The following is a 22,451-nucleotide window of genomic DNA, read 5'->3' on the forward strand; positions in this document are numbered from 1 at the left end:
CGGCGCTGGGTGTTCGCGGCCCTCTTGTGGCTCGCGTTTGCGCGGCCGCCGCTTGCTCCTTCGTCGCCTACGCGGCGGCCACGCAAACGCGAGCCGGGCCGCGAACGGCGCATGCTCGGTCTCGCTTCGCTCGAAAGACGTGGTTGCGGTGCGCTGGGCGCGTCACGGGCCGAGCGTCACGCCCGTGGCACGCCGTCTCGGAAGACTTCAGCGGGTGGGGCAGCTGCCATATCCGTAAGCGTCGGCCGCCCGCGATGTAGGCCCGATTCGGGATGGCGGGTCGCCAGCGGCTTTCGCGTGTTCGTCGTGTGCCCTCGATGCGAGTGGGATGCACTCCTCGCTGCATCGTGGACCCGGGGCGGGGCGGGGTGACGCGGCGGCTCCTCGCCGACGTAGCGGCGCGGTGCGCGAGCGGGGTGGGCCGTTGGCGGTCAGCTCGTGGCGAAGGCCAGGTTTTCCGGGGTGGTCGGGACGGCGAGGCCGGCCAGCGCCTTCGCGTGGAGGGCGCGCTTGATCACCGGGAGGTTGGGCTTGCGGTTGCTCGCCAGTGCGGCTGCCCGCTCGACGGCGGTCGCGAGCAACTCGGCGGCGTCCGCCTTCGCGTCCACGATGCCGACGGCGATCGCCTCGTCGGCCGGGTAGCGGTGGCCGGTGGTCATCGCCTGCACGCAGACCTGGTTGGTCAGCCGCTCGGTGAGCAAGGCGTTCATCCCGATGGTGAACGGCATGCCCAAGTGCACCTCGGGCAGGCAGTAGAAGCCGCGGTCGGCGCGCATCACCCGGAAGTCGTGCGAGGTGGCCAGCATGGCGCCCGCTCCGAAGGCATGACCGTTGATCGCCGCGACGGTCGGCAGCGGGAAGGCGAGCAGGCGGGTGTAGAGCGAGTGCACGCGGTCGAGGTAGCCGTGCATCTTGTCCAGATTTCCGAACAGCCAGTCGGTGTCCAGGCCGTTGCTGAAGAACTTCCCCGTGGCGGTCGTCACCAGCGCCGCAGGGCCCTCGGAGCTCTCGACCTCGTCCAGCAGCCCGTGGAACGCGTCGATCCAGTCTGGGTGGAAGCGATTCTCGCTGTCCGTCTGTCCCTCACCGCCGAGGTAGACGACGAACACTTCCCCTTGGCGTTCCAGATACGGCATGCGGTGCAGCGTAACGGGCCGCGGCCGATCCCCTACTCACGGGTAGCACTCTCGTGACGACACCCTCCCACCGGCCACAATCGCCCTACCACGGGAAGGGAGACCAGGAGCGCGAGACTCCCGTGCAAACGACCCGGGTCGAAGCCGGCGCGAACAGCATCCACCGTTCGCCGCCGTCCAAACCACGAGAGGGCCGCGAACACCCAGCGCCGAAGGCGCTGGAGATCCACTATCGTGACGATCATGCTTGCCGAACAGGCCGCCGAGGCGATCGCCGAACGTACGGGAGTGTCACGCCATCGGGTCGCGGTGGTGCTGGGGTCCGGCTGGCAGGACGCGGCCGCGGAGATCGGGGCGCCGCGGGCGTCGGTGCCGATGCCGGAGCTGCCCGGGTTCGGGACGCCGACCGCGCAGGGCCATGTCGGCGTGATCCATTCGGTCCAGGTCGACGACAATCCCGTGCTGCTGCTGATGGGCCGTCAGCATCTGTACGAGGGGTACCAGCCCGCCGATGTGGTGCATCCGGTGTCGGCGGCCGTGGCGGCGGGCGCGGAGATCGTGGTGCTGACCAACGCCGCGGGCGGTATCCGATCCGGCCTCCGGGTAGGTGAGCCGGTGCTGATCAGCGATCACCTCAACTTGACCGGTCGCACGCCGCTGGCCGGCGCGACCTTCGTCGACCTGGTGGACGCCTGGGATCCCGACCTGCGCGCGCTGGCCAGGGAGATCGACCCGAGCCTGACCGAGGGCGTCTACGCGGGGCTCACCGGGCCGCAGTACGAGACGCCCGCCGAGATCCGGATGCTGCGCACGATCGGCGCGGATCTGGTCGGCATGTCCACCGTGCTGGAAGCCATCGCCTGCCGTGCGCTCGGTGCGCGACTGCTGGGCATTTCGCTGGTCACCAATCTGGCCGCGGGGGTCACCGGCGCGCATCTGTCCCATGCGGAAGTGCTCGCCGAAGGGCACGCCGCCGCTCCCCGGCTCGGCAAACTGCTGCGCGGCGTCCTGGAACGGGTGTAGATGCTGCGTTTCGGCACGGCCGGCCTGCGGGGGCCGCTGCGCGACGGTCCGGACGGCATGAACGTCACCACGGTGAGCCGGGCGACGGCCGGGATCGTGGCGTGGCTGCGCGATCGTTGTCTCGGCGGCGGCGCGGTGGTCGTCGGACGCGACGCCAGGCACGGTTCCGCCGAGTTCGCCACGGCGACGGCGGAGATCTTCGCGGCGGCGGGCTTCCGGGTCACGCTGCTGCCACGTCCGCTGCCCACGCCGGTGGTCGCGTACGCGGTGCGTGAGCTGGGCGCGGTCGCGGGTGTGCAGATCACCGCCTCGCACAATCCGGCCGCCGACAACGGCTACAAGGTCTATCTCGACGGCGGGTCGCAGTTGATCGCCCCGGCCGACTCCGAGATCGAGCGCTGTATCGAGGCGGTCGCCGAGCCGATCGACCGCGTGCCGGTCACCCCCGCCGATGACGACGTGGTGCGGCGCTACCTACGCCGGGTCGCCGGAATACCGACTCGCATCGGCGGATCGGGCGAACGCGCCGGTATCCGGATCGCACTCACGCCGCTGCACGGCGTCGGCGGTGAACTCGCCGTCGAAGCACTGCGCGCGGCGGGCTTTCCCGACGTCCATGTGGTCGACGAGCAGTTCGCACCGGACCCCGACTTCCCCACCGTCGCGTTCCCGAACCCGGAGGAACCCGGTGCGGCCGACCTGCTGCTCGCGACGGCGGCCCGGGTCGGCGCCGACGTGGCGATCGCACTGGATCCGGATGCCGACCGGTGCGCGGTGGGCGTCCGAGGGCCGGACGGTGCCTGGCGGATGCTGCGCGGCGACGAGACCGGCGTGCTCCTTGGCGACTGCGTGCTGCGCACCGCCCCGGACGACGCGCTGGTGGCGACGACCATCGTGTCGTCGCGGCTGCTGTCGAAGCTGGCGCCCGCGCGCGGCGGCCGCTACGCGGAAACGCTCACGGGCTTCAAGTGGCTGGCCCGCGCGGGCGACGGTTTGGTCTACGCCTACGAGGAGGCGATCGGCCACTGCGTCGACCCCGCGGCGGTCCGGGACAAGGACGGCATCTCCGCCGCCGTGCTGGTGGCCGACCTGGTAGCCCGGCTGAAAGCCGCGGGCCGCGATCTGAACGACGAACTCGACGGCTACGCGGTCGAATTCGGCTTGCACGCGGGCGACCAGGTGTCGCTGCGGCTCGCCTCGGCGGCCGACGCGGCCGCGGTGGTCGAGCGGTTGCGCGCGGACCCGCCGCACGAGATCGCCGGCGAGCCGGTCGAATACACCGATCAACTCCGGGTGCGCGGCCGTTTGCGCACCGACGCGCTGATCTTCGAGGGCATTTCGTCTCGCGTGGTGATCCGCCCGTCCGGGACGGAGCCGAAGCTCAAGTGTTATCTGGAGGTGGTCGAGCCGGTCGGCTCGCGGGCCGGCCTTCCGGCCGCGCGAGCCGCCGCACACGAACGCCTCTCGGCGCTGCGCGATTACTGCCACAAGTTCTGACCCGGCTACGCGAAAGATTCAGCGCGGGCCGAACTGCCGGTCGCCCGCGTCGCCGAGGCCGGGCACGATGTAGGCGTTCTCGTTCAGGCCCGTGTCGACGACGGCGGTGACCAGCCGCACGGGCAGACCGGAGTCCGCCAGTGTCGCAATACCTTCCGGTGCCGCGACGACGCACACCGCGGTGATGTCGGTGGCTCCGCGCGCCGCGAGCAGCTGCAGGGTGTGCCGCATCGAGCCGCCCGTGGCCAGCATCGGGTCGAGCACGAAGACCGGCAGCCCGGCGAGATCGGCGGGCAGCGATTCCATGTAGGGCACCGGCAGGTGGGTGTCCTCGTCCCGGGCGAGACCGACGAACCCGATTCTGGCGTCGGGGATCAGCTCGGCAGCCGCGTCGATCATGCCGAGTCCGGCGCGCAGTACGGGGACCAGCAAAGGCGGCCGGGCCAGCCGGATGCCCTCGGTGGGTGCGACCGGCGTGACGATCTCGAAACGCTCCACCTCCGCGTCGCGCAGCGCCTCGTAGATCAGGATCCCGGTCAGATCACGCAGTGCGGCACGGAAAGCCGGATTCGGCGTTCGCTCGTCCCGCATCGTGGTGAGCAGGGCGGCGACGAGTGGATGGTCCACGGTGTGGGTGCGCATGAGGGAACGATAAGGTCGGTCGCGGGTGCGCCGCCGGACGCCACCGGACTTTTTTCCGAAGCGGCGGAACCGAAACGGAACAGCGCGCGTCGAACCAAGTGGATGACGTACTCTGCCTGGGAACAACAGATGGGGGAAGCTCTGATGCGAAAGATGTCGGCGGACACCGAAGGCATTGCGGCCTACGGCGCGACCGCCCACGTCATGGCGGGTGAGATGGCGGCGGCCGGGGCGAGCGCCGCGGCGGCGGAGCCCGCGTTGCTCGGCCCGATCATGGGGTTGATCGGTGGCGACTTCATGGCCGCCTACGCCGCGGCGCACGCCGGTCACGTTGCCGCGATCGGCCAGCTGTCGGCGGTGCTGACCAGCATGGGCGGCGCGGCCACCGGTGCGGCGGCCGTCCTCACCGAGACCGACGCCACCCACGCGAGCGCGCTGCGGAACGCCGCCGGCGAACTGGAGTGAGCTCGTGATCGATGTCAACGCGCTGGCCCAACCGATCCTGGATCTGCTCGCCAGCTTCGGCAGCGGTGTGCTGCCCGCGGGCGGTCCCACCGACGCGCTGCGCAGCACTTCGTCCGTGGTGGACCAGATCCACCAGATGGGCCGCGACAGCATCAACGCGATGAACACGGCATGGGACGGAAGCGCGGCCGACGCGGCCACCGCCAAGGCGCTGCGCGTGCAGACCTCCGCGGCCACCATTTCCGATCGCGGCAACGAGATGGCGACGGTCGTCAACCAGGCCGCGGGCGAGGTCGAGACGGGACAGAAGGATCTCAGCGACATCGCGCAGTCCTTCATGAACACCGCGGCGAGCATGGGTCCGGTCCTGGCGACGCCGGAAGGTCTGACGGTGCTCGTCGGCTCCGCGATCGACCATCTCAACCAAGCGCTCACCGTCGTCGGCCGCGTCCAGAACGAATTGCAGACGCACACCGCGTCCATGAACGACCTGACCCCGCCGCCGACCACTCCCTCGCTCGCCGGCGTGCCCGCTGCGGGCGTGCAGCAGGCGGCGTCCGCCGCGTCCGGCGTGCTCAACGGTGCGGGCTCGTTGCTGAGCACCGTGATGGCCACGCCGCTGCAGTCGACGTCCTCGCGGTCCTCGCGCAGTTCCAGTGGCACGCCCGGCACGACGGGTACGCCCAAACCGGACACCGGTTCGTCGGGAGCGCCCGACGACGGCAAGGGCGTGAAGATCACGCTGCCCGACGGCAGCGTCGTGGAGGCGCCCAACGAGCAGGCGGCCACGGCGGTCCGGTCGGCGATCGGGGCCGTCGGCACGCCTTACGTCTGGGGCGGCAACAGCCCAGGCTCGGGATTGGATTGCAGCGGGCTCACCAAGTACGCCTACGGCGAGGCGGGCGTCGACCTGCCCCGGCTCGCGTGCGACCAGGGCAACGGGGCCACACCGGTGTCGGCCGGTGACCTGATGCCAGGCGACCTGGCGATCTGGGACGGCCACGTGGCCATGGTGATCGGCAACGGACAGTTGGTCGAGGCGGGTGACCCGGTCCAGATCAGCTCGATTCGAACGGAGAACTCAGGCATGGACTTCTACGGTTTCTACAGGCCAACGGCATGACCCGACCCCAAGTCCCCAACGTCACGGTGGCCGCCAGCAGCAACCGCTCGGGCACCATCTCGGTGCGCGCGACCGATCAGGGCATGCCGGTGGAGATCAAGTTCGAGCGCAGCGAATACCGCTACGGCGCACAGTCGCTCGCGAAGGAGATCCTGCGGCTGACCCAGCGGTCCGCGATCGCGGCGCGGGCGCGACGGCGTGAGCTGCTCGCCGAGGCGGGCATGCCCTCGGACATCCTCGACCGGCTCGGCCTGCCCACCCGCCAGCAGGCGGTGGACGAGCTCGACCGGATCGATGACGCGGACACGGGACCGACGAGCTGGATGAGGCCGGTATGAGTGCGGAAATGGACGCCCTGGTCGCGTCGGCCACCCAGAAACTGGAGGCGCTGGAAGCCGCGCTGTACGGGCTGAAGCAGGTGCGCGGACGGTGGACCTCCGAGGACGGCGCGGTGAGCGTCGAGGTGAACAGTGACGGCGCTCTGGTCGGCCTGACCTTGGCGGAATCGGTCACGTCGCTGCCGCCGGCCGAGGTCGGACAGCTGATCGTCTGGGCGTGCAGGCAGGCCGCGGAGGACGCCGGCGCGCAGCGATCCAAGGTCGTTGCGACACTGAACGAGTCGTTCGTCCCGGCCGGGCAGCCGCCCGCGGGCACGAATGGGGGCGGGCCGGATAGTGCCTGACGCGGAAGGTCGATAGGCTTCCGCACATGGCTTCTGGAGACATCGTCCCGATCGAGCTCGGCCTGACCGACGGCGATCTCGTCACCCTGTGGGCACCGCGCTGGCGAGACGGTGACGACGAGTGGGAGGCGTTCCTCGGTCACGAGGACGCCCTCTACGGTTTCGAGTCCGTGGCGGAGCTGGCCGCGTTCATCCGCACCAACGCCGACAACGACCTCGTGGACCATCCGGCGTGGAAGGTCGTCGCCGGTCTCTCCGCGGTCGAACTGGAGCCGGAGGAGAACTTCACCTTCGACTTGGTCGCGGTGCCGGAGCTGGCGGCGGGCGATCCCGACGTCGACACCATCGCCGAGCTGGAGGACACGCTCGGCATGGTGCGCAACATCGGCGAGGTGTGCGAACTAGAGACCGTCACCAAGTTCTTCGGTTCCCATCCGGTGCTCGGCGCGCTGCCGGGCGGCGTCAGCGCGTTCGTGGGGCGCGACGGCGAGGAGTTGTGGGACCAGATCGGCGCGGCCATCGCCAAAGGCTGGGACGACGTGCTGGACGCCATCGACTCCGTCGTGCAGACGCCCGAGGTCGACGCCGAGGCGGTCGCGGTCGCCGAGGCCGAGTTGCTGGCGGCCGAGGAGAACGTGGTCGACGCCGACGACGCGGCCGACAGCGACGAGGACGAGGAGTTCGAGCCCGTCGACCTGGACGACGATGAGGAAGACGACGTCGAGGAAGACGAGGACGAGGACGAGTCGTTCTGGCACGAGGTCGGCATCGACCCGGTCAAGATCGTCACGTCCGAGGGCAGCGTCTTCACGCTGCGCTGTTACCTCGACGACGAGCCGATCTTCCTCGGCTCCAAAGGCTCGATCACGGTGTTCTCCTCCGAGCGCGCGCTGGCCCGCTACCTCGCCGACGATCACGAGCACGACTTGGCCCGGGTGAGCACTTTCGCCGACGTGCAGACCGCGGCGGTGGACGGCTCGCTGGAGGTCGAGGTCACCGACGAGAACGTCTACGTGCTGCCCGGTCTGGCCGAGGACTTGGCCGAGGGCCCGGAAGCAGTCGACATCGAGCAACTCGACTTGGCGGTCGAGTTGTTCACCGACGCCGCCGACTACGCCGACGACGCCACGGTGGAGCAAGCCTTGGCGCAATCCACCCCGCTGGGCTGGTACGTCTCCTACCTGCTGAATCCCGACCCCACCCGGTTGGCGCCGAACCCGCCGTTCACCGCCGAGGCGCAGGCCTGGCGCGAACTGGAACGCAACTTGGAGTCCCGGCTCGACAAGCAGTAACTAGCTCAGCCGGATCCAGACCTGCTCGGCCTGCCCGAGCAGGCGTTCGTCGGCGCCGTAGACCGCGGTCGAGGCCCAGCATTTGCGGCCCTGCTCGCCGTGGAACTCGCCCACGACGACGCAGCGCTCCTCGACCTCGGGGATGCCGTGCACGGTGGCGGTCATCGAGCCGAGGAGTGCGGGACGCTCGAGCATGCCGGGGAGCGACCAGCCGCCGGGGCAGTCCATCGCGGCCCAGAGCAGCGGCGGCCCCAGCGGCACGGTGTCGTCGGGCACCCACGGCGCGGCCACTCGGCGCTCGTCGACCCGGCCGGGTTCGATGCGCAGCCCGTCCGCCCGGCCGCTGCCGCAGACGAAGCAGGACGCGAACATCTCGATGCTCGTGTAGCTGCGCGTCGCCTGGACCGCGTCGTCGAACGCGACAGGATGCGGTGCGTCGCGTTCGAGTTCTCCGCTCTTGGACTCGGCGATCAGCCTGTCCCCGTCGTAGAGCCGTTCATCCCGCACGGCGAGCGGCGTCTCCAGCGGCGGTGGACTGCGCAGGATCACGGTGACGGTCTGCTCGTCGCGCTGGTCGGCGAGCAGACCGGCCACGTAACCGCCGTTGCCGGAGTCGGGCGGACCGTTGAAACGGCGGGGGATGCGCAAAGTCGCCATGATCGCCACGCTAGCGAACCGTTTGCCGACCGGCTGTGGAACCGCACAGCCGACCGCTGCCGTTGCCGCCCGGTGCTTCGCCACCGCCACTCTCGAGCGTGACCGCTATCCGATGAGCACCGCGTATCCGGGTTTGATGATGTCGTCGATGATCCGCAACCGCTCCGGGAACGGGATGAACGCCGACTTCATGGCGTTGATAGTGAACCGTTCCAGGTCACTCCAGCCGTAGCCGAACGTCTCGACCAGCTTGAGCATCTCCTGACTCATGCTGGTGTCGCTCATCAGCCGGTTGTCGGTGTTGACCGTGACCCGGAAGCGCAGGCGGGCCAGCAGGTCGAACGGGTGCTTGTCCAGCGAGGGCACGGCGCCGGTCTGCACGTTCGACGACGGACACAGCTCCAGCGGGATGCGCATGTCCCGGACATAGTTGGCGACCAGCCCGAGCTCTGCGTCCTCGACCGCGCCGGGCACGCTGATGTCGTCGGTGATCCGCACGCCGTGGCCGAGCCGGTCGCAGCCGCAGAAGGCGAGCGCCTCGTGAATCGAGGGCAGGCCGAAAGCCTCGCCGGCGTGGATGGTGAAGTGCGCGCTGTTCGCGCGCATGTATTCGAACGCGTCGAGGTGCCTGCTCGGCGGGTAACCGGCTTCCGCACCCGCGATGTCGAAGCCGCCGACCCCGCGATCACGGAAGCGCACCGTCAGTTCCGCGATCTCCCGCGAGCGCGCCGCGTGCCGCATCGCGGTGAGCAGACAGGTCACCACGATCGGGTGCCCCCCCTCCGCGGCGAGCGCCTCGCCTTCGCGGAATCCGGCCAGCGTGTGCTCGACCACCTCGTCCAGCGTCAGCCCGCGTTCCAAGTGCTGTTCGGGCGCGAAACGCACCTCCGCGTACACCACGCCGTCGGCGGCCAGATCCTCGGCGCATTCGCGGGCGACCCGGCGCAGGCCCTCGGGTGTCTGCATCACGGCCACGGTGTGGGCGAAGGTCTCCAGGTACCGCTCCAGCGATCCGCTGTCGGCCGCGTCGCGAAACCAGGCGGCCAGGGACGCCTCGTCGGTGGCGGGTAGGTCGTCGTAGCCGCTGTGCGCGGCCAGTTCGAGCACCGTAGCGGGCCGCAGACCACCATCGAGGTGGTCGTGCAGCAGCGCTTTCGGCGCTTGGCGGATCGAGGCGAGAGTCAGAGGCATCGGTCCAGTCATGTATCGACGGTAGCCGCAGCGCGCCGAAACGGCAGCCTAGTCCGGTCGTAACAACCATCTCGTCGCCCGCCGGATGCGGGCCGGTCCACCACCGGACACCGGCAGGTTGCTGCACCACCAGCGAGCCGCTCCGGCACTCGTGGGACGCGCACGGCTTCGCGACTCGGTCGTCGACCGGAGGCTCGCCGCCCGCTCGGCTCGCTCAACCACCCGGTGCGACGCGGCGACCGCGGTCGTCCCCGAACATCCCGCGCGGTGCGATGCCTGGACCTGGCGCCGTGATCACCGTCCGCCCATCGCGCCGGGCGAGTCGCGGGCCGGGGCGGCGAACCGTAGTCGGAAGGCGTGCGCTGCCTCGATGCCGGGAGACCGGCGCACACGGACACTATCGACGCCATGCCCGGCGACGGCGGCGGACAGCACGACCGAGCAGGCGGCATACGAGCAGGCATCCAGCCGAGAAGGGCGGCGAAGCAGCCACGATTCCCGCGACAGCGCTGAACCCTGCGCTCGCGGATCGCTCAGGACACGATGCGGTCGAGAATCAGCGGATCCGGAGCGGGCGCGGCATCGGTTCCGATGGTGACGGCGTCACGCAAGGCCGCGATGGCTCCGGGGAAGGCCTGGGGGGTGTCGGTGTGCAGGGTGAGCAGCGGCTGCCCCGCTGTCACGGCATCGCCCGGCTTCGCGTGCATCTCGATGCCCGCGCCGAACTGAACGGGATCGCCCTGACGGGCCCGGCCCGCACCGAGCCGCCACGCGGCGACACCGACACCCAGCGCGTCGAGCCGGGTCAGCACGCCGTCGGCGTCGGCGCGCACGGTCTCGGCGTGTTTCGCGGTGGGCAGGGGCGCGTCCGGGTCGCCGCCTTGGGCGCGGATCATCGCGCGCCAGTGGTCCATGGCCCGGCCGTCGGCCAGCGCGTCGGCGGGATCGACGTCGAGCCCGGCCAGCGCGACCATTTCCCGGGCCAAGGCGATGGTCAGCTCCACGACGTCGTCGGGACCGCCGCCCGCGAGCACGTCGACGGATTCCGCGACTTCCAGGGCGTTGCCCGCGGTGCGGCCGAGCGGGGTGTCCATGGCGGTGAGCAGCGCGACCGTGCGCACTCCCGCGTCGTCGCCGAGTTCGACCATGGCGGTCGCCAGGGCGCGGGCGCCGTCGATGGTCTTCAAGAACGCGCCGGAGCCCACCTTGACGTCGAGCAACAGCGCGGCGGTGCCCTCGGCGATCTTCTTGCTCATGATCGAGCTGGCGATCAGCGGGATCGACTCGACCGTGCCGGTGACGTCGCGCAAGGCGTAGAGCCGCCGGTCCGCGGGCGCCAGATCGGCGCCCGCCGCGCAGATCACGGCGCCGATGGCAGGGTCGGTCAGCAGATCCCGCATCCGGGACGTCGGCACGTCCGCCTGCCAGCCGGGAATGGACTCCAGCTTGTCCAGGGTGCCGCCGGTGTGGCCGAGACCGCGCCCGGACAATTGCGGTACCGCGGCGCCGCACGCGGCGACCAGCGGGGCCAGCGGGAGCGTGATCTTGTCGCCCACCCCACCGGTCGAGTGCTTGTCCACGGTCGGGCGGGGCAGGTCGGTGAGGTCCATGCGCCGCCCGGAGGCGATCATCGCCGCGGTCCACCGCGCCGTCTCACGGCGGGTCATCCCGCGCCAGAAGATCGCCATGGCCAGCGCGGACATCTGCTCGTCGGCCACCGCGCCGCGGGTGAACCCGTCGACCACCCAGTCGATCTGCGCGTCCGACAGTTCCCCGCCGTCGCGCTTGGTGGTGATGATCGAAACCGCGTCCAGAGCCGTCACGGTCGCCAAGTCTGGCACGCGCCGCCGCGCACCGGGTTCTCGCCGATGGGACGCAGCTGAAGGGGAATCGCTACACCTGCGCGGCATCCAGGTCGTCGGGGCCGAACGCGTCCGGCAGCAGCGCGCGCAAGGGCACCGGCCCGGACTTGTGATCGACCAGGAGATCGCCCCCGCCGTGCTCGTGGAGCAGTTGGCGGCAGCGCCCGCAGGGCATGAGGATCTCCCCGCGCGAATCCGCCACCGACACGGCCACCAGACGGCCTCCGCCGCCCGAAATATAGTTACCGATGAGTACACATTCGGCACACAGGCCCAATCCGTATGAGACATTTTCCACATTGCAACCGCTCACCACGCGGCCATCGGCGCTGAGAGCGGCGGCGCCGACCGGAAACCGCGAGTACGGCGCATAGGCATTTCGCATAACTCGAAATGCGTTGTCACGCAACAATTTCCAGTCGATTTCCGGCACAGGGAACCTCTCTCCCACCGACCCGATCACGGCCGCGCGAGGGCCACGACGGAACCCCGCACCCATCAAGAAAGGTAAGCCTAACCCGATCGACTGTCGCGCAACGCACGGTACGCCGAATTAGTTCCGCGATTGCTGGAGGATTAGAGTCCAGAACAGATCGGTTCAGGTTCCTGCGACGGGCCGGAGTACAGCCACCTGGGCATTCGCCCGCCACGCCGTCGGCGTCGGACCTGCGACCGGGTCCATCAACGACGTTGGAGGCACCGCACTCTATGACCACGATTGAAGCTCCGGCCCAGCCGAAGCGGAAGACGCTGTACCGAGGCGACCCCGGAATGTGGTCGTGGGCGCTGCACCGGATCACCGGCGTCACCATCTTCTTCTTCCTCTTCGTCCACGTGCTGGACACCGCCCTGGTGCGCGTGAGCCCGGACACCTACAACGAAGCGATCGAGACCTACAAGACGCCCATCGTGGCGTTGATGGAGATGGGCCTGGTCGTCGTCGTCCTGTTCCACGCGCTCAACGGCGTCCGCGTGATCCTGGTGGACTTCTGGTCCAAGGGCCCGAAGTACCAGCGCCTGATGCTCTGGATCATCCTCGCGGTCTGGTTCCTGCTGGCCGTTCCGGCGATCGGGCGCCAGTTCTTCTACCTGTTCACGGAGCACTGACAATGAGCGAGCGAAGCGAGCGACCCATGAACACAGCCGCCAGTGCGGTCATGCCGGAGCCGAGCGCCAGCGAGGTGCAGGCATGAGCGCACCTGTCATCGGAAAGTCGTACGACCGTCCGGCCAGCCTGGACCTGCCGCGCTCGCCGCGCGCGCGCTCGAACAACAACTTCGAGAAGTACGCCTGGTTGTTCATGCGCTTCTCCGGCCTGCTGCTGATCGTGCTGGTGCTCGGCCACATGGCGATCATGCTGCTGCTCGACGGCGGCGTGAAGCGGCTCAACTTCGCCTTCGTCGCGGGCCGCTGGTCCAGCCCGTTCTGGCAGTTCTGGGACCTGACCATGCTGTGGCTGGCGCAGTTGCACGGCGGCAACGGCCTGCGCACGGTCATCGACGACTACTCCCGCAAGGACTCGACCCGCTTCTGGCTCAAGACCCTGCTGGCCGTCTCGATGATTCTGATCATGGGCGTGGGCACCTACGTCATCTTCACCTTCGACCCCAACATCAGTTAGGAACAGGCCCCCTCGCATGAGTGAATCTCGTCCTGTCCAGGAGCACCGCTACGACGTCGTCATCGTCGGCGCGGGTGGCGCGGGCATGCGCGCCGCGATCGAGGCCGGCCCGCGTGCTCGGACGGCGGTGCTGACCAAGCTGTACCCGACCCGCAGCCACACCGGCGCGGCCCAGGGCGGCATGTGCGCCGCGCTGGCCAACGTCGAAGAGGACAACTGGGAATGGCACACCTTCGACACCGTCAAGGGTGGTGACTACCTGGTCGACCAGGACGCCGCGGAGATCATGGCCAAAGAGGCCATCGACGCCGTGCTCGACCTGGAGAAGATGGGCCTGCCGTTCAACCGGACCCCCGAAGGCAAGATCGACCAGCGGCGCTTCGGCGGCCACACCCGCGATCACGGCAAGGCCCCGGTCCGCCGGGCCTGCTACGCCGCCGACCGCACCGGCCACATGATCCTGCAGACGCTGTACCAGAACTGCGTCAAGCACGACGTGGAGTTCTTCAACGAGTTCTACGTACTGGACCTGGTGCTCAGCGAGACCGATCGCGGCCCGGTCGCGACCGGCGTGGTCGCCTACGAGCTGGCCACCGGCGAACTGCACGTCTTCCACGCCAAGTCGATCGTGTTCGCCACCGGCGGCTCGGGTCGGATGTACAAGACCACCTCGAACGCGCACACCCTCACCGGCGACGGCATGGCGATCGTGTTCCGCAAGGGCCTGCCGCTGGAGGACATGGAGTTCCACCAGTTCCATCCGACGGGCCTGGCCGGGCTCGGCATCCTCATCTCCGAGGCCGTCCGCGGCGAGGGCGGCATCCTGCGCAACGCCGATGGCGAGCGGTTCATGGAGCGCTACGCTCCCACCATCAAGGACCTCGCGCCGCGCGACATCGTCGCCCGCTCGATGGTGCTCGAGGTGCTGGAGGGCCGCGGCGCGGGACCGAACAAGGACTACGTCTACATCGACGTGACCCACCTCGGCGAGGACGTGCTCGAGGAGAAGCTGCCCGACATCACCGAGTTCTCCCGCACCTACCTGGGTGTGGACCCGGTGAAGGAACTGGTGCCGGTGTTCCCGACCTGTCACTACGTGATGGGCGGCATCCCCACCCGTATCCGCGGCGAGGTGCTGCGCAACAACAGCGACATCGTCCCCGGTCTGTACGCCGCGGGCGAGTGCGCGTGCGTCTCGGTGCACGGCGCCAACCGTCTGGGCACCAACTCGCTGCTGGACATCAACGTGTTCGGCCGCCGCGCCGGCATCGCCGCCGCGGAGTACGCGCAGCGCAGCGAGTTCGTCGAGTTGCCGGAGAACCCGGCGCAGATGGTGCAGGACTGGCTGGCCCAGCTGCTGAGCGAGCACGGCGACGAGCGGGTCGCCGACATCCGCACCGAGTTGCAGCGTTCGATGGACAACAACGCTTCGGTGTTCCGCACCGAGGACACGCTCAAGCAGGCGCTCACCGACATCCACGCGCTCAAGGAGCGTTACGCGCGGATCACCGTGCAGGACAAGGGCAAGCGCTACAACAGCGACCTGCTCGAGGCCGTCGAGCTCGGCTTCCTGCTCGAACTGGCCGAGGTCACCGTGGTCGGCGCGCTCAACCGCAAGGAGTCGCGTGGCGGCCACGCCCGCGAGGACTACCCGGACCGCGACGACGTGAACTTCATGCGCCACACCATGGCCTACAAGGACGGCTCGGAGCTCCTTTCGGACATCCGCCTCGACTTCAAGCCGGTGGTGCAGACCCGTTACGAGCCGATGGAGCGTAAGTACTGATGACTGCTGTTGCCGAAGCACCCTCTTCGCAGAAGCCCGCTCCGGTCCCCGAGGGCTCGGTGATGATCACCGTCAAGGTGGCCCGGTTCAACCCGGAGGACGACAAGGGCGCGCACTGGGAGTCGTTCCAGGTGCCGGTCCTGCCGACCGACCGCTTCCTGAACGTGCTGATCTACATCAAGTCCTACCTGGACGGCACGCTCACCTTCCGCCGGTCCTGCGCGCACGGCGTGTGCGGTTCGGACGCGATGCGGATCAACGGCGTCAACCGGCTGGCCTGCAAGGTGCTGATGAAGGACATGCTGCCCAAGGGCGGCAAGTCGATCACCGTCACCGTCGAGCCGATCCGCGGCCTGCCCGTGGAGAAGGACCTCGTGGTGAACATGGAGCCGTTCTTCGACGCCTTCCGCGCGGTGAAGCCCTACCTGATGACCTCGGGTAACGAGCCCACCCGCGAACGTATCCAGAGCCAGGCCGACCGCGCCCGGTTCGACGACACCACCAAGTGCATCCTGTGCGCCTGCTGCACCACCTCCTGCCCCGTGTACTGGAGCGACGGCAGCTACTTCGGCCCGGCCGCGATCGTGAACGCCCACCGCTTCATCTTCGACAGCCGCGACGAAGGCGCCCGCGAGCGCCTCGACATCCTCAACGACGTCGAAGGCGTCTGGCGCTGCCGCACCACCTTCAACTGCACCGACGCCTGCCCCCGCGGCATCGAGGTCACCAAGGCGATCCAAGAAGTCAAACGAGCGCTTCTGTTCACCCGTTGATTTCTCGGCTCAGTCGAGAACGAAGGCCGCCTTCATCATGGCGATGAAGGCGGCCTTCGTGGTTTCTGGCGGACCCCATTCATCACGGCCGCTCGTTCGCCGGAAATCGTCGGCCCTCATCTTCTGCTAGCACCCGAGGTGGCAGGCAATCCCCTGCTGCGTCGCAATCTTCGACAGCTTCCGAGTCGTCGACGCCGATCGGATGCGGCACCCCGTACTCGTCGACCGCAGCCCAGGTCCCGTCATCCCAACGCAGCCAACCGATGCGGGTCATGCCAGCGCCTCGTCCGCCAAGCCGCTGCTGTACGCCGCTGCCGCGAGGTATTGCAGGCAGTTCGAGCCGTGCCCCGAATGAGCATTGAGGACGAACCTAGCCTCATCGAGGGAACGAAAAGCGCCCTCCACGAAACAGTTGCGATGAAAATGGCGCCACTGTTCGGCGTCGGCCAAGGTGATGGTCATCGGGCGATCCGTTCCGCCCGCAGCGACGGCGTGATGTGTCCGGCGTCAACCAAAGTCCAGTAGGCAAGCCGCTTGATGTCACAGGTTTCGGCCGGGCAATCGCGATACTGCTGCATGATCCGGTGCGCTTCCGCGACGGAAACACGAGGAAAGACGTCCGGAATTCGTTCCATTGCAGCAGAGGGTTGATCCTCTCGTTCGAGGTAACGCAAACCCAGACAAAAGGCGGCGACAGTGGCGAGGATCGTGACGACCAAAATAGGGACAAATGGGTGCATGACTGACCTCGGGTATTGTGTGGGCATTGTGGTCTACTACCGTGGGTAGAGCCGAACGACGCTGAACCTTTTCAAAAGACCGCTCGCATACCGTTGTCAGTAAGGCGCGCCGCGCCGAGAGCACCTCGGACGGATTCAAGTGGTCTCATCGACTCCCCCGACTGATTACGTTTTGCACGACAGCCCCGGACATCGGCGCCGTGGTTCCAGCCTCATGCATGCAGCGCTTCCGAAAGAGGGCAAGTTACGGGGCAGATAATTCGGCCGCGACCCAGCATCGGCGGCGCTGGATAGACTGAACCGACCGATACCGATGAGGGGACGCATGCAACCGAACGTGCAACTCCAGCAGCGACGGGAAGCCACACCGTCGCGGATGACGTCTGGTCAGACGATGAGCCGCGCCGAGCTGGCAGAAGCCGTCAATGCCTACATCTGGCGACAGCACGGTCAGCGGCGCGAACTAGATGCCCGCACCATCGCACGCTACGAGCGCGGCACTGTCCGCTGGCCCAACGATCTGTACCGCGAAGCCTTCCGCGCCATCCTGCACGCCACCGATCGTGAACTGGGCTTCGTACCGAATCGTCAACGCCGCAAAGCGTCGGCAATGTCGGACGGCACGCTCGCGATCAACCTGCTCAGCCCTTTCGATCCAAACGTCGGTCCTGCCCACTTTTTCGGCCCGAGCACAGACGACAAGCCGATCAGCCGTGTCGGCACTACCGAGGTCATCGACATCCAAACAGCCACGCGCACAATCGCATCGGTGGAGAACCTGCGTGGCGGCGGCTCGATCAGCCTTGTCGCGGGCAGACAACTCGGCCGCTTCGTGCGGCTACTCGATGGAAAGGCGTCGCCTGGCACCCGCCGGGCCCTGCTCGAAGCGATCGGCAACTTCGCCAGCGTCGCTGGGTACGCCGCTTTCGATATCGGCGATTACACGGCGGCTGAGCGGAGATTCCGGCTCGCCCTATGGTGCGCCGACACCGCCGGATCCTGGGAGCTTCGCGCCAGCGCGCTCGCCGATATGGCACGCAAGACGGCATATATTGGTAACGCTGATGGCGGATTGTCGCTCATCGAACTGGCCCAGGTGCGGTCCGACCGGCTGTCCGCCACCACCCGCGCCATGCTGAGTGCCCTGCGAGCCCAATACTTGGCTGCTATGGAACGACCGGACGAAGCGCTCTCCGAGGTTGCACGCGCCGATGAGCAATTTGCTGAGCGCAATCCCGCCACCGACGCCCCGTGGCTGTGCTTCTACGACGAGGCGGAACACTTTGGCAGCACCGGCAAGGCCCTGACCCCAATCGCACAGAGGCGGCACCGCATCGAGTTGGCGGCCTTGAGAATCCGGCGAGCCGTTGATCCCCAGGCTGCGGAATACCCTCGTTCGCAGACCTTTTCGCTCACGCGCCTGGCTACCCTGACTATGCAGATCGGCGATCCGAAGGAAGCAGCTGTCCTTGGGATTCGCGCAGCCACGCAGGCCAGCCGGCTCGATTCCCATCGTATCCAGAACGAACTTCAACGATTGGCCGCTGCTTCGTCACGTCACCGGCGAATGAGCGACGTCGTGGCACTGCGCGAAGTCATCACCCGCCGTTCTGCGGCGGAAGCAGCGTTATGACCGCAGCAACGTCATCCGAGGCGATACTGGCGGAAGCCGCTCGACGAGCCGACCTCGAACTGACTGACCAAGAAATGATCCGCGAAGGATCCCATGCGATTTACCGGGCTGGCGATGTCGTGGCACGGATCGGAGAGCCCGGCAGCCTGAACGATGCCGAGCGGGAACTGCGTGTGTCGCAATGGCTGAACAGTTGTGGCATTCCCACAGTCAAGGCGGTATCGGAACTGGCTCAGCCGATTCTGGTGGACGACCGACCTGTCACCTGGTGGCATCTGATCCCCGACCATCGGCCAGCTACACCCGCCGAACTCGGAGCCATGCTGCGAGCTCTCCATTCGTTGACGCCACCGACCGACCCCGGCTTGCCGAGATATGCCCCATTCGGTGATCTTCGCATGCGGTTGGCGACTGCGGACACGGTGAACGAAGATGACCGGACATGGCTGCTGATGCGCTACGACGAGCTACGGCGGCGATATGATGAGCTACCGGAGCCCCCGCGACTCACGGTGATTCATGGCGATGCCTGGCAGGGCAACCTGGTCGTGCCACCCACGGGCATTCCTACGGTGCTGGATCTGGACAAGGTGTCGCTTGGCCGACCGGAATGGGATCTCATTCAACTCGCCGTCGATTACGCGGACTTCGCACGAGTCTCCGAAGCCGATTACCTGTCTTTCGTGCACGCCTATGGCGGCTACGACGTCACGACATGGCCGACCTTCCGACTCTTCGCCGACCTCCAGGAACTTCGGTGGGCGGGCTTTGCCCTAGGACAAGCCGGAGCTAGCAAGTCAGCTGCACAACAGGCCGAGCATCGGATCGCGTGCCTGCGCGGAAAAGTAACGCGGCCATGGCGGTGGGAGGCGCTATAACCGGAAACCCGGATTGCTGCGGCTACTCCGCTCGTTCGCCGAAAACTCTCGGCATTCATCTTCTGCTAGCACTCAGGATCGCTGGTAATTCCCAGCAGGTGCTCTCGGTCGTTAGGCGGCATACTGAGCGCCCGGTACACTGCCACCACTGTCGCCGCGCCGACGATCTCGCCGCGATCGATCATCGCGCTCGCTTCTTCGAGTGGAATCCAGAGAATGTCCTCGGCCTCGTTGATATCTGGTTCGGTGTCGGTCAGGTCGGCACCGCGCGCAAGGTAGACCTCCTGCGGCTGATCCAAGGTGCCAATCGCAGGCTGATAGGTAACCAGCCGTTCCATTGACCGTGGACGCCAACCCGTCTCTTCTTCCACCTCCCGCGCCGCAGCGGCGGCGACGTCCTCGGCATGATCCACATAGCCGCCCGGTAGTTCCCACACCCAACGGTCGATGATGAAGCGGTGGCGGTACATGAGCAGCGCCTCGCGTCTTTCGTTGAGCACCAACGTCATCGCGCACCGCGGCATACGCGCCACGTACTGCGTGAACTGCACTCCATCCGGTAGCTCGACATCGACGGTCGACAACTTGATATGGCGATTCTCGTCCACGACGTGCTCACCGTGGATTGTCCACTGCGTCCGGGCCACGGTTCGACCGTATACACATACGACCATCTACAGGGCAGCAGCCCCATGCCTTGCCCCTGCGTACTGGAGCCTACTTCGACCCGGCCGCGAATATGAACGCCCACCGCTTCATCTTCGACAGCCGCGACAAAGGCGCCCGCGAACGCCTCGACATCCTCAACGACGTCGAAGGCGTCTGGCGCTGCCCGGGGGCACGAACGTCGGACGAGGCGAGCGGCCGTCACGTTCCCGCCGACGGGAACACCGGCGAACCTCGCTTATGCTTCGGCTCGGGTCGGCCTAGCGCGTGGCGGTTCACCGATGCGCGACGGCCCGTGCAGCAGCCGGAGAGGGCCGGGCCGTCTCGATATCGACCTAGGGGGTTGCGTGGCCGAATCGCTGTCGGTCGACCTGGCCCAGCTGCGCGAATCGGCGGCGGAGCTGCGGCAGGCGGCCGAAGACGCCGAACGGATGGCGAACGAACTGAAGGCGGCACTCGCCGACGAGGGTGAGTTCTGGGGTGACGACGAAGCCGGCGAGACGTTCGCCCACACCTACAAGCCCGGTGCCGACCGTACGTTGGAGGGGTTCGACGACCTCGTCGCGGACATCCGCGCGATGAGTTCCGCGATGAAGCATGCGGCCGATGCGTTCGAGGACGGGGACCACTACGGCAGGCAGAACATCCGGAACTCGGCCGACGATGGCATCCCGTACCCGAACGCACCGAGCCAGAACCGGCCGGCAGGACCCATTCCGCAGGCGCCCAGCGAATCCCTCGGCCACACAGACGATGCCGCACGGGCGCCGGGCACGTCCGATCGCCCGGCGAACCGAGACTCCGCCCGTCCGCAGCCGGGCGCCCCGATCGACCGCGGCAGCGTCGATACACAGCAACCCCGGACATCGGGCCAGCAACCCCCGATATCCGGCCAGCAGCCCCCATCATCAGGCCAGCAGCCCGCGGAGTCCGGACAGCAACCTCCGGAATCCGGACAGCAGGACGACTCGACGAGCAATTCCCCAGAAACCGAATCCTCCAGGGAGAAATCCGGTGACCAACCCCCGGCAGCCGAGACCGGATCGCCGACGACGCCCCGTAACAGCGTAGAGCGACAGGGAGCGCCGGCGGATACACCGACCAGGCAGCAGGCGGGTCCACAGACGATGCCGGGCGGCCGCAACGACTCTGGCAAGCCGTCGGCGAATACGCCGTGGACGCGCAACGGGTCGGGCACCCCTTGGGCAAAGGCGCCGAGCCCTTCGGGCGCGCCGGCGAACGAAACCCCGCCTCGGGTATCTCCTCCACGCACCCCGGACCGCCCGCCCGCGGGCAAGAAGCCGGAGCGAGCTCGGCCCCCGCGGAAACGGGCCCCGAAACCTGCGGACGTGCGGACGGGCCGAGCAACCGATGCCGAGGCCATGCGGATCGCGCGGGAGATGGCCGCTCGGCACAACATCGAAATCGTCGGATTCGACGCGGCGGGGATCGCCGCGGCAACGGTCCAGGACATCGCCGATGCTGTCGACACCGTCCTTCCGCGGATCCCGGTCGTGCGCGGAATCGAGATCCGGGACGCGCCGGATTCGCTCTCTGCCGTCGAGGATCGCGGCACGGAAAAGCAATCAGGGGAGGTGGCGCCGTGGATCGTGCTGGCTCAGGCTGCTGTGATCGATCCTCGGAAGTTGGCGGGCGGTTACCGGGCGACGACCCAATCCGGTCCTCCACGGCGTCCGATGTATGCCGCGATCCTGCGGGAACTCGGCGCCGCGATCGACCTCACCGGCGGGTTCCGGGCACACAAGGAGGCGCAACGCGCGCTCATCACCGAATACGTGCGGATCAACGACCCCCGAGGCCAGACGCTGAGCCGGGTGGTCGCCGGCTACAAGCGATGGCGGGCGCAGCTCGGCGACACCTGTTTCGAGCAGGGTCTGTTCGTTCCGGGCAGAGCGCTGGCCGAGGGATTCGCCGCGGTCGAATCGAGTGAGGACGAGGCCAACGGACCGCAGAAGGTGCTGGGTCGGCTGCTGGTGGTGATGTCGCGTGCGGCGTTGCCGGACCGGCAATGAGACCCGTTGCCGCCTGGGCGGACGCCGTCTGGCCCTTCCCCCTTCCCACCAGCGGTGAAAGTTGCCACGCACCTGTCGGTCATCATTATGGGCACGTTCGGAGGTCCGCGGTCGTCGCTGCCCGCTGACGATTTCGAGTCGGAAGGTTGTGGCATGGATCGATGGGAGCGCGAAGGCCTACGCTCGGCCAACAACGGCATGCGCAACCAGCTCGAACATCTCCTCGACTCCTTCGAACGTCAGCAGGGCCGGCTCGCCGATGTGTTCCGAGAATTGGACAATGCCCGCACGCAGGCGAGTTCTCCCGACCAATCGGTAGAGGTGACCGTGGACGCCGCGGGCGTGCTGACGGACCTGCGCCTCACGGCCGCGGCAATGCGCCAGACACCGGAGCAGTTGAGCAGCGCGATCGTGGACGCCACTCGGGCCGCGGCGCACCGGGCGCAGCAGCAGGCCGAGACCCTCGCCGCACCCCTCGACGCCGACTTCGACGACCTGCCCGACCTGCCCGATATCTCCCCGGGCGCTCCCAGCCTCAACGAGATTCGCGCCTTCTTCCGCGGGGACAACAAAGACTCCCCGAGGTAGCACCGGGGCGCGTAGTGCAGACGATACTGCGTACCTGCCGACGACCGCAGTGGAACTTCCCACCGGCGGAAGGGCATGGGATTCGGGTGCGACCGTGCGACGGCGGCAGCAGTAGCGTTCACGGAGCCGCTTGCCGGATACGCATCGACGGACGCGAGCACAC

The 22,451-nt window shown here is 67.9% G+C and carries 25 protein-coding genes and 1 pseudogene; 16 read left to right on the forward strand and 10 right to left on the reverse strand.

From position 1 onward, the window contains the following. Positions 1-431: 431 nt before the first annotated feature. On the reverse strand, positions 432-1,136 hold the full coding sequence (locus ABZ552_RS30780; RefSeq protein ID WP_281875356.1) for an enoyl-CoA hydratase-related protein: 705 nt from the start codon (positions 1,134-1,136) through the stop codon (positions 432-434). A 243-nt stretch (positions 1,137-1,379) separates the two neighbouring features. Here ABZ552_RS30780 and ABZ552_RS30785 point away from each other — a divergent pair, with 243 nt between their 5' ends. Next, positions 1,380-2,159 (forward strand): purine-nucleoside phosphorylase, encoded by a 780-nt coding sequence (locus tag ABZ552_RS30785; RefSeq protein ID WP_281875357.1) that lies wholly within the window; start codon positions 1,380-1,382, stop codon positions 2,157-2,159. After that, positions 2,160-3,656: a phospho-sugar mutase gene (locus ABZ552_RS30790; RefSeq protein WP_357441466.1), complete on the forward strand. Its 1,497-nt coding sequence runs from the start codon at positions 2,160-2,162 to the stop codon at positions 3,654-3,656. A gap of 18 nt (positions 3,657-3,674) precedes the next feature. Here ABZ552_RS30790 and upp read toward each other — a convergent pair whose 3' ends face one another. After that, positions 3,675-4,298 carry a uracil phosphoribosyltransferase gene (gene upp / locus ABZ552_RS30795; RefSeq protein WP_159839441.1) on the reverse strand — a complete coding sequence of 208 codons (624 nt, stop codon included), beginning with the start codon at positions 4,296-4,298 and terminating at the stop codon, positions 3,675-3,677. Between the two features lie 144 nt (positions 4,299-4,442). Here upp and ABZ552_RS30800 point away from each other — a divergent pair, with 144 nt between their 5' ends. From ABZ552_RS30800 to ABZ552_RS30820, 5 genes are read left to right on the forward strand one after another with little or no spacing between them, the layout of a single operon-like run. Beyond that, positions 4,443-4,763 (forward strand): type VII secretion target, encoded by a 321-nt coding sequence (locus ABZ552_RS30800; protein WP_281875359.1) that lies wholly within the window; start codon positions 4,443-4,445, stop codon positions 4,761-4,763. A 4-nt stretch (positions 4,764-4,767) separates the two neighbouring features. Beyond that, positions 4,768-5,886 (forward strand): C40 family peptidase, encoded by a 1,119-nt coding sequence (locus ABZ552_RS30805; protein ID WP_357441468.1) that lies wholly within the window; start codon positions 4,768-4,770, stop codon positions 5,884-5,886. Continuing rightward, on the forward strand, positions 5,883-6,224 hold the full coding sequence (locus ABZ552_RS30810; RefSeq protein ID WP_281875362.1) for a hypothetical protein: 342 nt from the start codon (positions 5,883-5,885) through the stop codon (positions 6,222-6,224). The genes ABZ552_RS30805 and ABZ552_RS30810 overlap by 4 nt, the downstream gene beginning before the upstream one ends. Further along, on the forward strand, positions 6,221-6,568 hold the full coding sequence (locus tag ABZ552_RS30815) for a YbaB/EbfC family nucleoid-associated protein (RefSeq protein WP_063025323.1): 348 nt from the start codon (positions 6,221-6,223) through the stop codon (positions 6,566-6,568). Before ABZ552_RS30810 ends, ABZ552_RS30815 begins: the two co-directional genes overlap by 4 nt. 26 nt (positions 6,569-6,594) lie before the next feature. Further along, positions 6,595-7,860: a primosomal protein gene (locus ABZ552_RS30820; RefSeq protein ID WP_357441471.1), complete on the forward strand. Its 1,266-nt coding sequence runs from the start codon at positions 6,595-6,597 to the stop codon at positions 7,858-7,860. Here ABZ552_RS30820 and ABZ552_RS30825 read toward each other — a convergent pair whose 3' ends face one another. From ABZ552_RS30825 to ABZ552_RS30840, 4 genes are all read right to left on the reverse strand, one after another. Continuing rightward, on the reverse strand, positions 7,861-8,517 hold the full coding sequence (locus tag ABZ552_RS30825) for a hypothetical protein (RefSeq protein WP_281916701.1): 657 nt from the start codon (positions 8,515-8,517) through the stop codon (positions 7,861-7,863). It lies immediately after the preceding gene. Between the two features lie 105 nt (positions 8,518-8,622). Continuing rightward, a complete protein-coding gene (locus ABZ552_RS30830) occupies positions 8,623-9,720 on the reverse strand; it encodes an adenosine deaminase (RefSeq protein ID WP_357441473.1) in 1,098 nt (365 codons plus the stop codon). 521 nt (positions 9,721-10,241) lie between these two features. After that, the gene (locus tag ABZ552_RS30835; RefSeq protein WP_281875366.1) at positions 10,242-11,531 is read right to left on the reverse strand and encodes a thymidine phosphorylase; all 1,290 of its coding nucleotides are present in this window, start codon (positions 11,529-11,531) and stop codon (positions 10,242-10,244) included. A gap of 70 nt (positions 11,532-11,601) precedes the next feature. After that, positions 11,602-12,003 (reverse strand): cytidine deaminase, encoded by a 402-nt coding sequence (locus tag ABZ552_RS30840; RefSeq protein ID WP_357441475.1) that lies wholly within the window; start codon positions 12,001-12,003, stop codon positions 11,602-11,604. Between the two features lie 275 nt (positions 12,004-12,278). Between ABZ552_RS30840 and sdhC the strand changes: the two genes are divergently transcribed. The 4 genes from sdhC (at position 12,279) to ABZ552_RS30860 (ending at position 15,750) form a co-directional block, all read left to right on the forward strand. After that, complete coding sequence (sdhC, locus tag ABZ552_RS30845; protein WP_281875368.1) at positions 12,279-12,677, forward strand: succinate dehydrogenase, cytochrome b556 subunit; 399 nt, start codon at positions 12,279-12,281, stop codon at positions 12,675-12,677. Between the two features lie 82 nt (positions 12,678-12,759). After that, the gene (locus ABZ552_RS30850) at positions 12,760-13,191 is read left to right on the forward strand and encodes a succinate dehydrogenase hydrophobic membrane anchor subunit (RefSeq protein WP_039796191.1); all 432 of its coding nucleotides are present in this window, start codon (positions 12,760-12,762) and stop codon (positions 13,189-13,191) included. 16 nt (positions 13,192-13,207) lie between these two features. Then, positions 13,208-14,977, forward strand: a complete 1,770-nt coding sequence (gene sdhA, locus ABZ552_RS30855) for a succinate dehydrogenase flavoprotein subunit (RefSeq protein WP_281875369.1) — start codon at positions 13,208-13,210, stop codon at positions 14,975-14,977. Continuing rightward, on the forward strand, positions 14,977-15,750 hold the full coding sequence (locus ABZ552_RS30860; RefSeq protein WP_063025311.1) for a succinate dehydrogenase iron-sulfur subunit: 774 nt from the start codon (positions 14,977-14,979) through the stop codon (positions 15,748-15,750). Before sdhA ends, ABZ552_RS30860 begins: the two co-directional genes overlap by 1 nt. 82 nt (positions 15,751-15,832) lie before the next feature. Here ABZ552_RS30860 and ABZ552_RS30865 read toward each other — a convergent pair whose 3' ends face one another. The 3 genes from ABZ552_RS30865 to ABZ552_RS30875 are packed head-to-tail and all read right to left on the reverse strand — an operon-like array spanning position 15,833 to position 16,490. Then, on the reverse strand, positions 15,833-16,024 hold the full coding sequence (locus tag ABZ552_RS30865; protein WP_357441477.1) for a hypothetical protein: 192 nt from the start codon (positions 16,022-16,024) through the stop codon (positions 15,833-15,835). Continuing rightward, on the reverse strand, positions 16,021-16,212 hold the full coding sequence (locus ABZ552_RS30870; RefSeq protein ID WP_281875370.1) for a hypothetical protein: 192 nt from the start codon (positions 16,210-16,212) through the stop codon (positions 16,021-16,023). Before ABZ552_RS30870 ends, ABZ552_RS30865 begins: the two co-directional genes overlap by 4 nt. Beyond that, positions 16,209-16,490 (reverse strand): hypothetical protein, encoded by a 282-nt coding sequence (locus tag ABZ552_RS30875; protein WP_157114055.1) that lies wholly within the window; start codon positions 16,488-16,490, stop codon positions 16,209-16,211. Before ABZ552_RS30875 ends, ABZ552_RS30870 begins: the two co-directional genes overlap by 4 nt. Before the next feature lie 325 nt (positions 16,491-16,815). Here ABZ552_RS30875 and ABZ552_RS30880 point away from each other — a divergent pair, with 325 nt between their 5' ends. Both ABZ552_RS30880 and ABZ552_RS30885 read left to right on the forward strand, forming a co-directional pair. Continuing rightward, positions 16,816-18,123, forward strand: coding sequence for an XRE family transcriptional regulator (locus ABZ552_RS30880; RefSeq protein ID WP_357441479.1), 1,308 nt, complete (start codon positions 16,816-16,818; stop codon positions 18,121-18,123). Next, positions 18,120-19,001 (forward strand): aminoglycoside phosphotransferase family protein, encoded by an 882-nt coding sequence (locus ABZ552_RS30885; RefSeq protein WP_357441481.1) that lies wholly within the window; start codon positions 18,120-18,122, stop codon positions 18,999-19,001. The genes ABZ552_RS30880 and ABZ552_RS30885 overlap by 4 nt, the downstream gene beginning before the upstream one ends. Positions 19,002-19,066: 65 nt before the next feature. Here the strand turns inward: ABZ552_RS30885 and ABZ552_RS30890 are convergent, their stop codons facing one another. Further along, a complete protein-coding gene (locus ABZ552_RS30890) occupies positions 19,067-19,648 on the reverse strand; it encodes an NUDIX domain-containing protein (protein ID WP_357441483.1) in 582 nt (193 codons plus the stop codon). A 65-nt stretch (positions 19,649-19,713) separates the two neighbouring features. On the opposite strand from ABZ552_RS30890, the pseudogene ABZ552_RS30895 reads away from it, so the two are divergent. The 3 genes and pseudogenes from ABZ552_RS30895 to ABZ552_RS30905 form a co-directional block, all read left to right on the forward strand. After that, positions 19,714-19,833: pseudogene (locus ABZ552_RS30895) on the forward strand (succinate dehydrogenase iron-sulfur subunit); the annotation flags it as partial. A gap of 181 nt (positions 19,834-20,014) precedes the next feature. Next, entirely contained in the window at positions 20,015-21,700 is a 1,686-nt protein-coding gene (locus ABZ552_RS30900; protein ID WP_357441485.1) for a hypothetical protein, read from the forward strand. Positions 21,701-21,853: 153 nt separating this feature from the next. Then, complete coding sequence (locus ABZ552_RS30905) at positions 21,854-22,288, forward strand: YbaB/EbfC family nucleoid-associated protein (protein ID WP_281875376.1); 435 nt, start codon at positions 21,854-21,856, stop codon at positions 22,286-22,288. The last annotated feature ends 163 nt before the right edge of the window (positions 22,289-22,451 follow it).

Source organism: Nocardia sp. NPDC019219, from assembly GCF_040632645.1.
Taxonomy (GTDB): domain Bacteria; phylum Actinomycetota; class Actinomycetes; order Mycobacteriales; family Mycobacteriaceae; genus Nocardia; species Nocardia sputorum.